Origin of the sequence: Rhizobium mesoamericanum STM3625 (assembly GCF_000312665.1) — a bacterium.
Classification (GTDB): Bacteria; Pseudomonadota; Alphaproteobacteria; order Rhizobiales; family Rhizobiaceae; genus Rhizobium; species Rhizobium mesoamericanum.
The window spans coordinates 2,335,145-2,352,099 of the sequence record NZ_HF536772.1 but is presented as its reverse complement, the minus strand read 5'-3'; the positions used below and the strand labels follow the sequence as shown (position 1 = coordinate 2,352,099).

Here is a 16,955-nt window from a genome sequence, read left to right as displayed (position 1 = left end):
GACGTCCGATCGGACGCCAGATCGTTTTTGTACGCCCCTCGGGCGTTACCACCGGATCAACATTCCATGGATATTTCACGCACGGAGCAGCGCATCCTCCACCTATTGGCCCAGGGTGGCCGCATTGAAATCGAACGCGACGAAAACCGAAAGATCGAGGCGGTGAAGTGCTTTACACGCGATGGCTGGGTTTATCCCGGCTTCGGCCTCGAGCTGTTTCGCAAGCTGAAGCAGAAGCGGGCCATCAAGTCCTCGGGGGGCGGGCCCTATCGCATCACAGAACGGGGATTGGTTCTGGTGAGAGCGGAACAGGATAATAGATAGCTTTCGAATTTGGCTGCGCGTCGATTCGGCGCGCGGCTCTTCCTAACGGTGGGTGGAAAGCTCGGCTCTCATCGCAGACCACTCCTCGGCCACCGGCCGGTTCTCGCGGCGCTTGCCCGCTCGCCGGTACCAGTAGTCCGCATTCCACTCGTCGCCTTCGATACGGTGGCAGAGCGCGTGCCCCCAGTCGAAAGGCGCTTCTCCTTCATGCGCCTGGCAGATCTCGTGAACGGCCCGCCATTGCGCACCCATCGTGAAATCCGCCGCCGCCAAGCGGTCGAACGCTTCGATCATATCCACCAGCTGCTGTTTGGACATAAGCCTCCTCCCGAGATTGCGGCCTTAGCCGAGACGCTCCTAAAAGTGCACCTTTTCGAGCGGAATATGGAGTTGCGCATCGATCTTCTCATCACGCCAGGCAATTAAGAAGCCCGCTCGCTCGACGATCCTGCCTTCGATTTCAACAACGGCGACATCGCCCTTTCGCCCGCAGCGGGATAATGGAAGAATGTTTGCGGGCACGTTAAATGACATGTGCCTGGTGGAAGCCAACCTCTTTGGCGTCGCTCGATTTTCCCGGCGGCAAAACCGACTTCGCCGACCATGTTATGGTCGGCGACGGTCATTTCCCGGATTTTAAGCTCGCTTACCACCACTTGGCAGGCGTGAACTTGCCTGCGGCCCGTTCGATTACGTGCGCCGTCTTGAACAGCGTCTCTTCGTCGAAGGGCTTGCCGATCAGCTGCAGGCCGAGCGGGAGGCCCTTATGGTCGAGTCCAGCCGGAACTGCGATGCCCGGCAAACCGGCCATGTTGACCGTGACCGTGAAGATGTCGTTCAGATACATCTTGACCGGATCGGAGGCGAGGTTCTCGTCGGCGACGCCGAAGGCCGACGACGGCGTCGCGGGCGTCAGGATCGCATCGACACCTGCGTTGAAAGCCAGTTCGAAGTCACGCTTGATCAGCGTGCGGACCTTCTGGGCCTTGATGTAGTACGCATCATAGTAGCCGGCGGAAAGAACGTAGGTGCCGATCATGATGCGGCGCTTGACTTCTTTGCCGAAGCCGGCAGCACGCGTCTTTTCGTACATGTCGATGATGTCCTTGCCATCGACGCGCAGGCCATAGCGGACGCCGTCATAGCGCGCGAGGTTCGACGAGGCTTCCGCCGGAGCGACGATGTAGTAGGCCGGCAGGGCGTACTTTGTGTGGGGCAGCGAGATGTTGACGATCTCGGCGCCGGCGTCCCGCAGCCAGGCAATTCCCTGCTGCCAGAGCGTTTCGATCTCCTCCGGCATTCCATCGACGCGGTACTCGTTCGGAATGCCGATCTTCATGCCCTTCAGCGACTGCCCGAGTGCTGCCTCATAATCCGGAACCGGCAGGTCGACCGAGGTCGTGTCCTTGGGATCGACCGACGCCATCGACTTCAACAGGATCGCGGCATCGCGCACGTCCCGCGCAATCGGGCCTGCCTGATCGAGCGAGGATGCGAAGGCGACTGTCCCCCAGCGCGAGCAGCGGCCATAGGTCGGCTTGATGCCGACCGTGCCGGTGAAGGCGGCAGGCTGGCGGATCGAGCCGCCCGTGTCGGTTGCCGTTGCGCCGGCGCAAAGGTGGGCTGCAACGGCAGCTGCAGAGCCGCCCGAGGAGCCGCCGGGTACCAGTTGCTGGTTGGAGCCAGCCGAACGCCAGGGATTGATCACCGCGCCGTAGTAAGACGTCTCGTTGGAAGAGCCCATGGCGAACTCGTCCATGTTGAGCTTGCCGAGCATGACGGCGCCATCGTCCCACAGGTTCTGCGTCACGGTCGACTCGTAGTGCGGCTTGAAACCATCGAGAATGTGGCTGCAGGCCTGGGTGTGAATGCCCTCGGTGGCAAACAGGTCCTTGATGCCGAGCGGAATACCTTCGAGCTCGCCGCCCTTGCCGCCAGCGAGCCGTGCGTCGGAGGCTTCTGCCATCTGCAACGCCTTCTCGGGCGTGACCTTGATATAGGCGTTGAGCTTATCGTTGGCCGCTTCGATCGCCGAAATATAGGCTTCGGTCAGTTCGGTCGCTTTGATTTCCTTGGCGCGCAGCTTCGTGCGGGCTTCGGCAATGGTCAGGCTGGTGAGTTCGCTCATGGTAATTCGCTTCAAATGTGGAACGGCAACGGAGGTCGGAAAGCGGCGAAAGCCTTATTCGACGACTTTGGGTACCAGGAAGAAATTCTGATCGGTGACGGGCGCATTCGATACGATGTCGGCGGCCTTGTTGCCGTCGGTCACGTCGTCCGTGCGCTTTTTCATCTCCACCGGCGTGACCGATGTCATTGCCTCGACGCCCTCGACGTCGACCTCGGACAGCTGCTCGACGAAGCCTAAGATGCCATTGAGCTCACCCACCATGCGATTTGCTTCTTCTTCGGAGACGGCAATACGGGCAAGGCGCGCTACGCGCTTAACGGTGGCAAAGTCGACGGACATGGTATTCTCCGGATAGGATTTTTCCTACCCGCTATAAAGGCCATGCCCGCTATGCGCAACGGGCATGCCTTTGGATCACGTAGAATTCCGCCGCCGAAATCGACGTGATTTCGGCAGGACCTCGATCAGAGAGAAATGCTTTCGCCCGGCTTCGGCGCCTTCACTGCCGTCTTCGATCCCTCCATGCCGGAGACGAACTTCTCGGGCGTCTGGTCGATGATCGGGAAGGTGCCATAGTGGCAGGGAATGGCGGTCTTGAAGTTGAAGTAGCGCTGGCAGGCGAGGGCTGCCACCGCGCCGCCCATCGTGAAGCGGTCACCGACCGGCACGAAGCCGATATCCGGCTGATGCAGTTCGTCGATCAGCGCCATGTCCGAAAAGAGGTCGGTGTCGCCCATTGCCAGGATAGAAGCTTCCTCGTCGAAGTGCAGCATCAGGCCGTTGGCATTGCCGAGGGCGTGCGAAACGCCGTCCTCGGTGATCTGCGCGGAGGAATGCAGCGCATTGGTGAAGGTCGCCGAGAAACCGTTGAACGAAATCGTACCGCCGGTGTTGCCCGGTTCGATCTTCTTCAGGCCCTTGGAGCCAAGCCAGGCTGCAAGATCGGCGTTGGCGAGAACGACCGCGCCGGTCTCCTTGGCGAGTGCGACGGTATCACCGACATGATCGCCGTGACCATGTGTCAGAAGGATATGTGTGATGCCGCTCGCCACATCCTTCGCTGTCTGGCCGGCAAAGGACGGATTGTGCGACAAGAATGGATCCAGCAGGATTTTCGCCTTTCCGATCTCGATGCGGAAAGCGGAGTGACCAAGCCAAGTGATCTTCATGAAATTCTCCCTTTATTACTGGATGCAAAAGCCTGCTTTGCTGGTTATGGACATATCGGATGCCGCTACAAAGAAAAGCGGCATTACTTCAATTTCTTTTGACGGGATGAAACGACGATGACGGTGCTGACGATCGAGGAACTTGCGACGGTGCTACAGCCGGGACAGGCGATCGCCGGTCTCGATCTCGGCACGAAGACAATCGGTCTTTCGATGTCTGATCTCGGACGGCGCTTTTCGACACCACGGCCGGTCATCAGGCGTGAGAAATTCGCGATCGATGCGGTCACACTGCTGGAGTTCGCCGCAAGGGAAAAGGTCGCAGCCTTCGTTATCGGTCTGCCGATGAATATGGACGGATCGGCTGGACCCCGTGTCCAGGCAACACGCGCCTTCGTGCGCAATATGGAGCAGAAGACCGATTTGCCCTTCGTCTACTGGGACGAACGACTGTCGACGGTTGCCGCCGAGCGCGCGCTCTTGGAAATGGATGTGTCGCGCAGGCAGCGTGCCGAGCGGATCGACTCGGCCGCGGCAAGCTTCATTCTTCAAGGAGCGCTGGACAGGCTGTCCTTGCTCGGCAGAGCAGCATCGGACGACTTGGACGCCTGACGCGCACGCCACCAGGCGGCGATTGCCTTGCGTCGGCGGAACCCGATGATTGCAAAGACGACGAGGCTGTCGATGGCGATTGCGCGGGCGACCAGCGGCGGAATAGTTTCCGGCGGAATGCCAAGGACCTTTCCATAGATCTGGAACGTCAGGTCATGAACCTGCCTGCTCAGCATAAAGATGCCGAAGTTCATGTCGTAATAGGAAAGCCAGTACCATCCCGCCAAAAACACAATGGGACCGGCCCAGAAGATCAGAAACCACTTCATGCGGTCGTCTCTCGTTCTTTTCGAACGGATAGTCCCTCGTCAGAAACCAGCCATATCGACATAGCCATCGAACCCAGAACCAGCGCCGGCACAGCGATATCCAGCGCAAGCACAGCGAAAAACATTATCGCGGCAACAAGAAACGCGGCTCTCGCGATTTTGGTTCCCATGGTTCCAGACACCCGACATTTTGGACTGCCCTGCAACCTGACTTCTTAACCGGAAAGGCGCAACGTAAACCATTTGTTAAGGTTAACGCGGGGCCCTCGCACCTGTGGAAAGATCCTCTCTGCTTCAGCCGTAGACGCCGCGAACGATGCGTTTGAGAGCGGTCGCCGCCTTCTCCCAATCCTTCGACGTTTTGAGGGCCAGTCCGGCGCACTGGCCGCCGGCGGATGCGGAAAGGACGAGATGCTGGATGGCTGCGATCAAAATCGCATTGACGGCCACGACGTCGACTCCCTTCGGCGGCGTCAGCGATCCGCGCATGCGGTCGAGCCAGTTTGCCAAGGCCTTCGACCGCGCCTCGGACAGTCGACGGACCTGCTCGGTGCTTTCGGAGACCTCCCAGGCAACAATGCGACGAACAAGCGGATCATCCCGCAACGCTTCCAGGAAAAGCAGCGATAGCCGCTCCATCAGATCGCCGTAGGTCAGGAGGAACATGCCGCCGGTGTCCTCGGGAATGCGGTCCCTAACCCAATTACCAAGATCGGCACCGATCGCCTCCACCAGACCGTTCAAGCCGCCATAGTAGCGATAGATCAGCTGTTTGTCGCATCCTGCGCGGCGGGCAACCGCATTGATCCCGAAATTCTGGAACCCCTCCTCCGCTAGCAGCGACTTGGCTGCCTTCAGGATGGCCTTCTCGGTCGCGCTCCGGTCTCGGATACGCTTTTCCGGCTCGACACGGATTGCCTCGGTAACAGGCGCCAGCACCATGGGATCATTGAGCATTGGGATTCGGTCCGAATTGTCACTTTGTGGTGAGTAGCAACCTCACCCACCACCGGCAACGGACAAGCCTTTGAAAGATTGTGGACAGCATGCCAAAGACGCCGTCAGCAACTGACGTCACCGTTCGGCGACACGATGGTAACTAGAGCTTCTGCCCAAACCACGCAGTCGGATCGGACGCATCCACCAAAGGAGGTTCGAGGCGGACAAACCCACGCGCCCCCCAGAAGCGCAGCGCATCATGGTTGTTAGCGCTGGCGCCGAGGTGGACAGCACTTACGCCAGCCTCTCGGGCATTCTTCAACCATCTCTCAAGAAGCATGGTGCCTACCCCCTGCCCCTGACGGCGCGGCAGAAGGTTCATGTGAATATGGGCGGGAAAGACGTCGACGATCGCAGCAGGCACGTGGGGCGGGTGATGGATTGACGCGGCATACGCCTCATCCGCGTTCCAACTGGAAGGATCGCCCTGCGGGTCGGTATAGATCTTGCGAAGCGAGGGCCACCACTCGCGTTCGAGGCGCTGCTCGAATCCGACCGTGTCGAAAGCACCGACAATGTAGCCGGCAACGCCTTGCGTATCTTCTGCCACGAAAGCCGTTTCGGGACTGAGCGAGACGTAAGGCGCTGAGTAGACATGCCCGATCAGCTTGCCGTCGCGATGCAGCCCGGACGCATCGCGGCCTGCATGGCCCGTCACCAGCGAGATTCGATAGATCTGTTCGAGATCATCGGCTCGGACGGGGCGCAGTACAGTCATCAGCTTGCTGGCGGATAGAGCAGATCGACGATGTAGCTGGCGTCGAAGCGCGAATCCAGCATGCCATAGGTGGAGCGCCAGCCGCCTGCCAGACGGGTCTCGATGAAGGCGTCGGCGATCCGCCCCGCTCCCAGACGATAGAGTTCGGCAGCGCCGGCGGCCAGTGCCAGTTGTTCGACCAAGAGACGCGCAGCGCCCTCGTCCCGCTCGCAAAGCGCCATGGCGGCGCGCAGCACGTCGATGGTCTTCTTGCCCGCAGGCCCGAGATCACGCGCGAGCCCGGCAAAAACCGTCTCGAAGAGATCCTTGCCGCGGTCAAGGATGCGCAGTACATCCAGCGCCATGACGTTGCCCGAGCCTTCCCAGATCGCGTTGACCGGCGCTTCCCGGTAATGGCGGGCGATCGGACGCTCCTCGATGTAACCACTGCCGCCGATGCACTCCATTGCCTCGTAGATCAGTGACGGCGCGATCTTGCAGCACCAGTATTTTGCAACCGGCGTCATGACGCGGGCGTAGGCCGCCTCTTCGGCACTGCCCCGCGCCCGGTCGAACGCATCGGCAAGGCGGAAGGACAGCGCCGTGGCGGCCGCCACATCGAGCGCCATATCCGCCAAAACCCGCGTCATGATCGGCTGGCTCACCAGCATCTTGCCGAAAACGCTGCGTCCGCGGGTATGATGTACGGCCTCAGCGAGCGAGGCACGCATGATGCCCGAGGAGGCGAGCGCGCAGTCCAGGCGCGTCAATGTCACCATGTCTAGAATGGTTCGGATACCGCCATCCGGCGTGCCGAGCAGGAAGCCGAAGGTATCGCTGAATTCGACTTCAGACGAGGCGTTGGAGCGGTTGCCGACCTTGTCCTTCAGACGCTGGAAGTGCAGGCCATTTGCCGAACCGTCTTCGAGAAGACGTGGAACGAGGAAGCAACCCATCCCATCCTTCGTTTGTGCCAGCATCACAAAGGCATCGCTCATCGGCGCCGACATGAACCACTTGTGACCGGACAGGCGGTAGATGCCTTCGCTGACCTTTTCGGCCGTCGTCTTGTTGGCGCGAACGTCGGTGCCGCCCTGCTTCTCGGTCATGCCCATGCCGATCGTCACGGAGGATTTCTGCATGGCGGGCTTGTTGGTGGAATCATATTTGCGCGACAGGATTTTCGGCGCCCAGTCCTTCTGCACGCCAGGCGAAGCAGACAGCGCTGCCACGGAGGCACTCGTCATCGTCAGCGGGCAAAGGTGGCCGCATTCGAGTTGCGCCGTGAGGTAGAAGCGGGCCGCCCTGACCTTGTGGGCCTGATTTTTCGCCTCCGTATCCGACTGCGGATCCCATACCGACGAATGGAGCCCCGATGACATCGAACGGCGCATCAGTGCGTGCCAGGCAGGATGGAACTCGACGACATCGAGCCGCTCGCCGCGCGGACCATGCGTGCGCAGCTGCGGCGTGCCCTGATTCGCCATGCGCGCCAGCTCCTGGGCCTCTGGCGATGTCACGTAACGGCCCATATTGTCGAGATCGTCGCGGATCCCGCGCGGCAGCGTTCCCGTCAGGTCGACGATCAGCGGATCGGACCTGTAGGCATTGATGCCGGACCACAGGCTCGGCTGGTTGAGTTCGGCAAGTTTCTCTTCGGCGGGCGTCATGAATCGCTTCTAGTGCAAGAGGCAGGCAAAGGGAAACCGGAAGTTATAATTTCCCTATCCTCTGCAATAGTTGAATTCGGGTAAAATTGCAGGGGGAGACGGTTCTTTGCCCACAGCGCAAGCTTGCCGCCGCCAGGCTCACTCTTTATAGACCCCGCAGACGACAGCAAGAGGCAGGTTCATGGTCTTCTTTCCCCACCGCCACCTCATCGGTATCAAAGGGCTCACAGAGCAGGATATCACCTTTCTCCTCGACAAGGCGGACGAGGCCGTCAAGATCAGCCGTCAGAGAGAGAAGAAGACATCGACGCTGCGAGGCCTCACGCAAATCAACCTGTTTTTCGAAGCCTCAACGCGCACGCAATCTTCCTTCGAGCTCGCCGGAAAGCGCCTCGGCGCCGACGTGATGAACATGTCGGTCGGTAACTCTTCGGTGAAGAAGGGCGAGACGCTGATTGACACGGCAATGACGCTGAACGCGATGCGGCCCGATGTGCTCGTTATCCGCCATTCCAGTGCCGGTGCCGCTGCCCTGCTTGCACAGAAGGTATCCTGCTCGGTGGTCAACGCCGGCGACGGCCAGCACGAGCATCCGACCCAAGCGCTGCTCGACGCTCTGACAATCCGCCGCGCCAAGGGCAAGCTGTCGCGGATCATCGTCGCGATCTGCGGCGACGTTCTGCATTCGCGCGTGGCGCGCTCGAACATCCTGCTGCTGAACGCGATGGGCGCGCGCGTGCGTGTCGTGGCGCCCGCAACGCTGCTGCCTGCCGGTATCGCCGAGATGGGCGTCGAGGTCTTTCATTCCATGAAGGAGGGCCTGAAAGACGCTGACGTGGTGATGATGCTGCGCCTGCAGCGCGAGCGCATGTCCGGCGCCTTCGTGCCGTCGGTGCGCGAATACTATCATTTCTATGGTCTCGACGCGGAGACCCTCAAGGCGGCAAAGGAAGATGCCCTTGTCATGCATCCCGGCCCAATGAACCGGGGCGTCGAGATCTCCTCCGAGGTCGCCGACGGCCCGCAGAGTGTGATTGCGCAACAGGTGGAAATGGGAGTTGCCGTGCGTATGGCCGTGATGGAGACGCTGCTGGTCTCGCAGAACCAGGGTCCCCGAACCGAAGGAGCCGGCGCATGAAGAACTCGATCGTCCTCAAGAACGTTCGCATCGTCGACCCCTCGCGCAATCTCGACGAAGTCGGCACGATCATTGTCAAGGATGGTTTGATCGTCGCGGCTGGCGCGGACGCGCAGAGCCAGGCAACGCCAACTGGCGCCCACGTACGCGATTGCACCGGCCTCGTCGCCACACCAGGCCTCGTGGACGCACGCGTCCATATCGGTGAACCCGGCGCGGAACATCGCGAGACGATCGCGTCGGCAAGCCGTGCGGCTGCAGCCGGCGGCGTCACCTCGATCATCATGATGCCCGACACCGATCCTGTCATCGACGACATCGCACTGGTCGAGTTCGTCAAGAAGACGGCGAAGGACAAGGCGCTCATCAACGTCTATCCGGCAGCGGCGATCACCAAGCATCTTGCCGGCGAGGAAATGACCGAGATCGGCCTGCTGATGGAGGCCGGCGCCGTCGCGTTCACCGATGGCCGCTCGAGCGTCCATGACACGCAGGTCCTGCGCCGGGTGATGACCTATGCGCGGGAATTCGGCGCGGTGATCTCCTGCGAGACCCGCGACAAGTATCTTGGCGCCACCGGAGTCATGCATGAGGGACTGTTCGCCAGCTGGCTCGGCCTCGGCGGCATCCCGAAGGAAGCAGAGCTCATCCCGCTCGAACGTGACCTGCGTATCGCCAAGCTGACGCGCGGCCACTATCACGCTGCGATGATCTCCGTGCCGGAATCAGTCGAGGCGATCGAGCTTGCCAGGACCCGTGGGGCCACGGTGACCTGCGGCATCTCGATCAACAATCTCTCGCTCAACGAAAACGACATCGGCGAATATCGCACCTTCTTCAAGCTCTACCCACCGCTGCGTTCCGAGGACGACCGTGTGGCGATGGTGGATGCGCTGGCGCGCGGCGCGATCGATATTATCGTCTCCTCGCACGATCCGCAGGATGTCGACACGAAGCGCCTGCCTTTCGGCGAGGCAGCGGACGGCGCCGTCGGCCTTGAAACGATGCTAGCTGCGGGGCTGCGCCTTTATCATAGCGGTCAGGTCAGCCTGATGCGGCTGATCGATGCCATGTCAACGCGGCCGGCGCAGATCTTCGGCCTCGAGGCCGGCACGCTGAACCCGGGCGCCAAGGCAGATATCACGCTGATCGATCTCGATGACCCTTGGCTTGTTTCGAAGGACATGCTTCTTTCCCGCTCGAAGAACACGCCGTTCGAAGACGCGCGCTTCAGCGGACGGGCTGTTGCGACCTACGTCGCAGGACAGTGCGTGCACACGATATAAAGAATAAAGACCACCGGAGGGAACATGGTCTCGGATCTCATGACCTGGCAGATCACGCTGCCGATCGCACTGGCGGCAGCTGCCATCGGCTACCTGCTTGGCTCCATCCCTTTCGGCCTGATCCTGACAAAGGCGGCCGGGCTTGGCGACGTGCGCAGCATCGGATCCGGCAATATCGGCGCGACCAACGTACTCAGAACCGGCAACAAGAAGCTCGCGGCCGCAACGCTTCTGCTCGATGCACTGAAGGCATCCGCCGCAGTCTGGATCGTCGGCTACTTCCTGGGCAACGAAGCGGCGCTGATTGCAGGCTTCTTTGCCTTTGTCGGTCACCTCTTCCCGGTCTGGATCGGTTTCAAGGGCGGCAAGGGTGTTGCCACCTATATCGGAACGCTGCTCGGCGTTGCGCCGATCATGGTTCTGGCTTTCGCCGCGGTCTGGTTGGCTGTCGCTTTCACGACCCGCTACTCGTCGCTTTCGGCACTGGTTGCAATGCTTGTCATTCCGATTGCATTGTGGATACTGGACGCCGAGAAGGTTGCAGCGATCATGGCAATCATGACCGTCATCTCCTATTGGAAGCACAAGGCCAACATCTCCCGCCTGATCAGCGGGACGGAAAGCAAGATCGGGGCGAAGGGATAAGATGGACGCTCGCAGCGCAAGGCCAAGGGAATTGCGCTGACGGAACACCAACACATAATCATGTGGCTCTGTCTCTTCGTTCCGACAATGTCGGGCCGGCGAACTTTCGCGACCTCATCAGTCACTTGGAACCCGCCAAGAGGGCGCTTGCCGCCCTCTCCGAACTTTCCGCTCATGGGGCGCGACTATACTATCTCTCACTCGTTGTATCGCGTTGCATCGCGTAAAAATGAAGTCAAACCACTTGACCGAAGCGATTTCCCTGTCCATGTCGAGGGACCGGTTATCTTGGCGCGGCTGGGATTCCATCTGTTTATCCGCCGGCCTGGCACGTTTTTTAGAGAATCATGATGAATGTTGTAGTGGTAGAATCGCCTGCCAAGGCAAAGACGATCAACAAGTATCTGGGCTCCGGATACAAGGTGCTCGCCTCCTTCGGCCACGTCCGCGATCTACCTGCCAAGGACGGCTCAGTTCTTCCGGATCAGGATTTCGAAATGCTGTGGGAGGTCGACGGCGCGTCGGCCAAGCGGCTGAAGGATATTGCCGACGCGGTGAAGTCGTCCGACGGCCTGTTCCTCGCGACCGACCCGGATCGCGAGGGTGAAGCGATTTCCTGGCACGTCCTCGACATGCTGAACAAAAAGCGCGTCCTGAACGGCAAGACAGTGAAGCGGGTCGTTTTCAACGCAATCACGAAGAAGGCCGTGCTCGATGCCATGGCCGATCCGCGCGATATCGATGTGCCGCTGGTTGATGCCTATCTGGCGCGCCGAGCACTCGACTATCTCGTCGGCTTCAACCTGTCGCCGGTTCTCTGGCGCAAGCTTCCTGGCGCGCGTTCTGCCGGCCGCGTTCAGTCGGTGGCGCTACGGCTCGTTTGTGATCGTGAATCCGAGATCGAGCGCTTCATCTCCGAGGAATACTGGAACCTTTCCGCTCTCCTGAAAACACCGCGGGGCGACGAGTTCGAAGCAAAGCTGGTTGCAGCGAACGGCAAGCGGTTGCAGCCTCGCTCGATCGCAAATGGCGAAGAGGCTGGCACGCTCAAAGCGCTTCTGGAAGGCGCGACATACGTCGTTGACACGGTCGAGGCAAAGCCGGTCAAGCGCAACCCGGGACCACCCTTCACGACTTCTACGCTGCAGCAGGCCGCCTCCTCGAAGCTAGGCTTTTCGGCGTCGCGCACCATGCAGATCGCCCAGAAGCTCTACGAGGGCGTCGACATCGGTGGCGAGACGGTCGGTCTGATCACCTATATGCGTACGGACGGCGTTCAGATGGCGCCGGAAGCCATCGATGCGGCACGCAAGGCCATCGTTGATCAGTTCGGCCAGCGCTACATGCCGGAGAAGGCTCGTTTCTATTCGACCAAGGCCAAGAACGCACAGGAAGCGCACGAGGCGATCCGCCCGACCGATTTCAACCGCTCGCCCGACCTGGTCCGGCAGTTCCTCGATGCCGACCAGCTAAGGCTTTACGACCTTATCTGGAAGCGCGGCATTGCGAGCCAGATGGCCTCGGCTGAGATAGAACGCACGACAGCTGAAATCACTGCCGACAACAAAGGCGAAAAAGCCGGTCTGCGCGCTGTCGGTTCGGTGATCCGTTTCGACGGTTTCATCGCCGCCTATACCGACCAGAAGGAGGACGGCGAACAGAGCGATGATGGTGACGAGGATGGTCGCCTGCCCGAGATCAACGCGCGCGAAAACCTCGCAAAGCAGAAGATCAATTCGACGCAGCACTTTACCGAGCCGCCGCCGCGCTATTCGGAGGCTTCGCTGATCAAGAAGATGGAAGAGCTGGGCATCGGGCGTCCGTCGACTTACGCTGCGACACTCGCGACGCTGCGCGATCGCGAATACGTCACCATCGACAAGCGCAAGCTCATCCCCCAGGCCAAGGGCCGGCTGGTGACGGCCTTCCTCGAAAGCTTCTTCACCAAGTACGTCGAATATGATTTCACCGCTGATCTTGAGGAGAAGCTTGACCGGATCTCGGCCGGAGAGCTGAACTGGAAGCAGGTGCTGCGCGATTTCTGGAAAGACTTCTTCTCCCAGATCGAGGACACGAAGGAACTTCGCGTTACCAACGTCCTCGATTCGCTCAATGAGGCACTGGCGCCACTCGTTTTCCCGAAGCGCGAAGACGGCGGCGATCCGCGTATTTGCCAGGTCTGCGGCACCGGCAATCTTTCTCTGAAGCTCGGAAAATACGGCGCCTTCGTCGGCTGCTCAAACTATCCGGAATGCAACTATACCCGCCAGCTTTCTTCCGAAGGTGGATCGGAAGCCGAAGGTGTTGCGTTGAACGAGCCGAAGAATCTGGGTGTCGACCCGGTGACCGGCGAAGAATTGACGCTGCGTTCGGGACGCTTCGGCCCCTACATCCAACGTGGAGACGGCAAGGAAGCCAAGCGTTCTTCCCTGCCGAAGGGCTGGAAGCCTGAGGACATCGACTATGAAAAGGCGATGGCGCTGATTTCGCTGCCGCGCGATATCGGCAAGCACCCGGAGACCGGCAAGATGATTTCTTCCGGCATCGGTCGCTACGGGCCGTTCCTTCTGCATGATGGTGGATACGCCAACCTTGAAAGCGTCGAAGACGTCTTCTCGATCGGTCTCAACCGAGCTGTGACAGTGATCGCTGAGAAGGCGAACAAGGCGCCTGGCGGACGTGGGCGAACGGCTGCGGCGGCGCTGAAGGAGCTCGGCGAGCATCCAGACGGCGGCGCGATTACTGTTCGCGACGGCAAGTACGGTCCCTATGTGAACTGGGGCAAGGTCAATGCGACCCTGCCGAAGGGTTCCGATCCGCAGGCTCTGACTGTCGAAGAAGCGCTGGTGCTGATTGCCACGAAGGCGGGCAAGGCACCAGCATCAAAGAGCAAGGCAAAGCCGAAGGCGAAGGCCGCCGCGGCTGAAACCAAGACGACCAAGACCGCCGCCAAGCCGAAGACGGCGAAGGCCAAGGCACCGGCAAAGACGAAAAAGAGCAAAGAGTGAGCAAAATCCCGCGGGAAAGAACGAAGGGCATGGGCAAGCGTCCCGGCAAGATCGGACGCGCCAGCCAGCAACCCGCGGCCGACCCGTTGAATATCGCCCACGGGTCTCTGCCCTCCCGCGAAGTGATTTTGCGTTTTATCGCCGATCATCCGCAGAAGGCGTCGAAGCGAGAGCTCGCGAAGGCCTTTGGGCTCAAGGGAGAAAACCGCGTCGAGTTGAAGCACCTTCTGCGCGAACTGGAGCAGGAAGGAATGCTCCAGAAGACACGCAAGTCACTGATCCGGCCGGGCGCACTGCCGCCGGTCACGGTGCTCGACATCACGACACGCGACAAGGATGGCGAACTGATCGGTCGTCCGGCAGAGTGGCCTGACGATCAAGGGGTTGCACCTGCCGTCGCCATTCGCCAATCGACGTCTCCGGCCGGGCGCAACGGCAAGGGCAAGGCCCCGGTTGCCGGGATGGGTGATCGCATCCTGGCCAAGATCTTTCCGGCCGCCGATCGCGGCGGCCCAGCCTACACGGCGCGCATCATCAAGATCCTCGACAAGCGCCGCGGTGCACTGCTCGGCGTGTTCAAGGATGCGCCAGGCGGAGCCGGCCGCCTGCTGCCGATCGACCGGCGTGGCGAGGAGATGGTGATCGACCCTGACTACAAGGGCGAAGCCAAGGACGGCGATCTTGTCGAAGTCGAAGTCGCCCGTCTCGGCCGCTTCGGCCTGCCACGCGCGAAGGTGCTGTCGATCATTGGTTCCGTTGCATCGGAGAAGGCGATCTCAATGATCGCAATCCATGCGCACGGTATTCCCTACATTTTCCCGCCTGCCGTTGTCGCCGAAGCCGACGATGCCAAGTCGGCGACGATGTCGCATCGCGAGGACTGGCGTGATGTGCCGCTAATTACCATCGATCCGGCGGATGCGAAGGACCATGACGACGCCGTTTATGCGCAGGCGGATCCTTCGCCCGACAATCCGGATGGGGTGATCGTTACTGTCGCCATCGCCGACGTTTCCTATTACGTGCGGCCAAACTCGCCACTCGATCGCGAAGCTTTGAGGCGCGGCAACTCGGTCTATTTCCCCGACCGGGTGGTGCCAATGCTGCCGGAGCGGATCTCGAATGATCTCTGCTCGCTGAGAGAAGGCGTCGATCGACCCGCGCTTGCCGTTCGCATGGTATTTTCGAAGGAGGGACGAAAAATCGGCCACACCTTCCATCGCATCATGATGAAGAGCGCGGCCAAGCTCTCCTATCAGCAGGCGCAGGCGGCGATCGACGGCAAAGCCGACGACAAGTCCGGCCCGCTTCTGGAGCCTATCCTGAAGCCGCTCTGGAATGCCTACAGGATCATGACCCGCGGCCGCGAGCGCAGGCAGCCGCTCGAGCTTGACATGCCGGAGCGTAAGATCCTGCTGAAGCCTGACGGCACCGTGGATCGCGTCTTCGTGCCGCCGCGCCTCGATGCGCACAAGCTGATCGAGGAAATGATGATCCAGGCCAACGTCTCGGCTGCCGAGACGCTGGAGAAGAAGCGGCAGGTCCTGATCTATCGTATTCATGATGGGCCGACACTGGCAAAGCAGGAAGTGCTGCGCGAGTTCCTGGCGACGCTTGGCATTTCGCTCGCCAAGGGCGGCAACATGCGCGCCAACAATTTCAACATGATCCTCGCCAAGGCGGATGACACCCCGCACCAAACGATGGTCAACGAAATGGTGCTGCGCTCGCAGAGCCAGGCAATCTATAGCCCCGAAAATATTGGGCATTTCGGCCTGAATCTGATGAAGTACGCGCACTTCACCTCGCCCATCCGCCGCTATGCGGACCTCATCGTGCACCGGGCGCTGGTTGGCTCGCTTGGCTTCGGTGAAGGCGCAATCACGCCCGATGAAGAAGCAGCACTCGACGATATTGCCGCCGAGATCTCGACGTTCGAGCGCCGCGCCATGGCCGCCGAGCGCGAAACCGTGGACCGGCTGATTGCGCATCATCTTGCCGGCCGCGTCGGCGAGGAATTCGAAGGACGCGTATCAGGCGTGACGAAATCGGGACTATTTGTCACTCTCCCGGACTATGGAGCGGACGGCTTCGTTCCTATATCTACGCTCGGAACGGACTACTTCATCTATGATGAGGCGCATCAGGCGCTGTCTGGCGAAAAGACCGGGCTCGGATATCGCCTCGGCGACAGCGTCACGGTCAAGCTCGCAGAAGCCATTCCGCTTGCCGGTGCGCTACGCTTCGAGATGATCAGCGAGGGGCGCAAGATGCCCACCGCTGTACGTTCGTTCCACAAGGGGCGCCGTCGCGATGCAGGCCGCGCGCGCAAGCAGGTCGGAACAAGGCCGCCAAGAGGGCGGCGATAGGCGTATAGGGACGCCGCGAAAGGAAACGAACGATGACGACCACCTCGACCGACCAGGCAATCCGTTACGGAGGAAATGAGGAGGTGGAACGTCCGCTTGGCCGCTCTATCAAGCGCGGCATGCTGAACACCTGCCCCGCATGCGGCAGCGGCAAGCTCTTCAAGAGCTTCCTGAAGCCGGTGGACAATTGTGCAGCCTGCGGCGAGGCCATGTACCATCATCGCTCGGACGACCTTCCGCCTTACCTCGCGATCGTCATTATCGGCCACCTCATCATTGGCGGATATATGGCGACGGATCTCGTTTGGCCAATGCCGCTCTGGCTGACATTTGCAATCTGGACGCCTATAACGCTGGCGGCAACATTGCTGATCATCCAGCCGATCAAAGGCGGCGTCATCGGTCTGCAATGGGCACTGAGGATGCACGGCTTTGGTGGGCATACCGACGATCACGACGCCTACGAGATACCGGGCCGCAAACGCTAGGCGTACCTGCCCTGCCCTTCACCTTCACGACACAATTGACGTGTAGTGGCACGCTCCAACGGTCCCTTGGCCCCGCGGGCGAAATCTCGTGCTTATTCGGTAAGGCTCTTTGACTACACCAATTCAAGATCATCCAGGTTATTGCCGCCA

General features: G+C 60.5%; 16 protein-coding genes and 1 pseudogene. 9 read left to right on the top strand and 8 right to left on the bottom strand.

The window, feature by feature from the left end; translation table 11 throughout:
- Positions 1–66 precede the first annotated feature (66 nt).
- Entirely contained in the window at positions 67–324 is a 258-nt protein-coding gene (locus BN77_RS11515; protein WP_007531893.1) for a YjhX family toxin, read from the top strand.
- Positions 325–366: 42 nt separating this feature from the next.
- Here BN77_RS11515 and BN77_RS11510 read toward each other — a convergent pair whose 3' ends face one another.
- The 4 genes from BN77_RS11510 to BN77_RS11495 form a co-directional block, all read right to left on the bottom strand.
- A complete protein-coding gene (locus tag BN77_RS11510) occupies positions 367–642 on the bottom strand; it encodes a hypothetical protein (RefSeq protein ID WP_007531892.1) in 276 nt (91 codons plus the stop codon).
- 328 nt (positions 643–970) lie between these two features.
- The gene (gene gatA, locus BN77_RS11505; RefSeq protein ID WP_007531890.1) at positions 971–2,452 is read right to left on the bottom strand and encodes an Asp-tRNA(Asn)/Glu-tRNA(Gln) amidotransferase subunit GatA; all 1,482 of its coding nucleotides are present in this window, start codon (positions 2,450–2,452) and stop codon (positions 971–973) included.
- 54 nt (positions 2,453–2,506) lie between these two features.
- Positions 2,507–2,794: an Asp-tRNA(Asn)/Glu-tRNA(Gln) amidotransferase subunit GatC gene (gene gatC / locus BN77_RS11500; RefSeq protein WP_007531888.1), complete on the bottom strand. Its 288-nt coding sequence runs from the start codon at positions 2,792–2,794 to the stop codon at positions 2,507–2,509.
- Between the two features lie 125 nt (positions 2,795–2,919).
- Positions 2,920–3,624 carry a metal-dependent hydrolase gene (locus tag BN77_RS11495; protein ID WP_007531886.1) on the bottom strand — a complete coding sequence of 235 codons (705 nt, stop codon included), beginning with the start codon at positions 3,622–3,624 and terminating at the stop codon, positions 2,920–2,922.
- Positions 3,625–3,741: 117 nt separating this feature from the next.
- On the opposite strand from BN77_RS11495, the gene ruvX reads away from it, so the two are divergent.
- Complete coding sequence (gene ruvX / locus BN77_RS11490) at positions 3,742–4,236, top strand: Holliday junction resolvase RuvX (protein ID WP_007531884.1); 495 nt, start codon at positions 3,742–3,744, stop codon at positions 4,234–4,236.
- Here ruvX and BN77_RS11485 read toward each other — a convergent pair.
- The 4 genes from BN77_RS11485 to BN77_RS11465 all read right to left on the bottom strand — a co-directional run bounded on the left by BN77_RS11485 (position 4,173) and on the right by BN77_RS11465 (position 7,871).
- Entirely contained in the window at positions 4,173–4,505 is a 333-nt protein-coding gene (locus BN77_RS11485) for a DUF6105 family protein (RefSeq protein ID WP_007531882.1), read from the bottom strand. The two genes, ruvX and BN77_RS11485, sit on opposite strands and share 64 nt — an antisense overlap.
- A 294-nt stretch (positions 4,506–4,799) precedes the next feature.
- Positions 4,800–5,462 carry a TetR/AcrR family transcriptional regulator gene (locus tag BN77_RS11475; protein ID WP_007531878.1) on the bottom strand — a complete coding sequence of 221 codons (663 nt, stop codon included), beginning with the start codon at positions 5,460–5,462 and terminating at the stop codon, positions 4,800–4,802.
- A 142-nt stretch (positions 5,463–5,604) separates the two neighbouring features.
- Positions 5,605–6,222, bottom strand: a complete 618-nt coding sequence (locus BN77_RS11470; protein WP_007531876.1) for a GNAT family N-acetyltransferase — start codon at positions 6,220–6,222, stop codon at positions 5,605–5,607.
- Positions 6,222–7,871 carry an acyl-CoA dehydrogenase family protein gene (locus tag BN77_RS11465; RefSeq protein ID WP_007531874.1) on the bottom strand — a complete coding sequence of 550 codons (1,650 nt, stop codon included), beginning with the start codon at positions 7,869–7,871 and terminating at the stop codon, positions 6,222–6,224. The genes BN77_RS11470 and BN77_RS11465 overlap by 1 nt, the downstream gene beginning before the upstream one ends.
- A 181-nt stretch (positions 7,872–8,052) precedes the next feature.
- On the opposite strand from BN77_RS11465, the gene BN77_RS11460 reads away from it, so the two are divergent.
- From BN77_RS11460 to BN77_RS11435, 7 genes and pseudogenes are all read left to right on the top strand, one after another.
- Positions 8,053–9,009, top strand: a complete 957-nt coding sequence (locus tag BN77_RS11460; protein WP_007531869.1) for an aspartate carbamoyltransferase catalytic subunit — start codon at positions 8,053–8,055, stop codon at positions 9,007–9,009.
- Positions 9,006–10,295 carry a dihydroorotase gene (locus tag BN77_RS11455; RefSeq protein ID WP_007531866.1) on the top strand — a complete coding sequence of 430 codons (1,290 nt, stop codon included), beginning with the start codon at positions 9,006–9,008 and terminating at the stop codon, positions 10,293–10,295. The genes BN77_RS11460 and BN77_RS11455 overlap by 4 nt, the downstream gene beginning before the upstream one ends.
- 24 nt (positions 10,296–10,319) lie before the next feature.
- Positions 10,320–10,940 (top strand): glycerol-3-phosphate 1-O-acyltransferase PlsY, encoded by a 621-nt coding sequence (gene plsY / locus BN77_RS11450; RefSeq protein WP_007531864.1) that lies wholly within the window; start codon positions 10,320–10,322, stop codon positions 10,938–10,940.
- Between the two features lie 60 nt (positions 10,941–11,000).
- A pseudogene (locus BN77_RS35820) lies at positions 11,001–11,119 on the top strand (DNA-processing protein DprA); the annotation flags it as partial.
- Between the two features lie 171 nt (positions 11,120–11,290).
- Entirely contained in the window at positions 11,291–13,948 is a 2,658-nt protein-coding gene (topA, locus tag BN77_RS11445) for a type I DNA topoisomerase (protein WP_007531862.1), read from the top strand.
- Positions 13,945–16,317, top strand: a complete 2,373-nt coding sequence (gene rnr, locus BN77_RS11440) for a ribonuclease R (RefSeq protein ID WP_040677056.1) — start codon at positions 13,945–13,947, stop codon at positions 16,315–16,317. Before topA ends, rnr begins: the two co-directional genes overlap by 4 nt.
- 32 nt (positions 16,318–16,349) lie before the next feature.
- A complete protein-coding gene (locus tag BN77_RS11435) occupies positions 16,350–16,805 on the top strand; it encodes a DUF983 domain-containing protein (RefSeq protein ID WP_007531858.1) in 456 nt (151 codons plus the stop codon).
- Positions 16,806–16,955 lie beyond the last annotated feature (150 nt).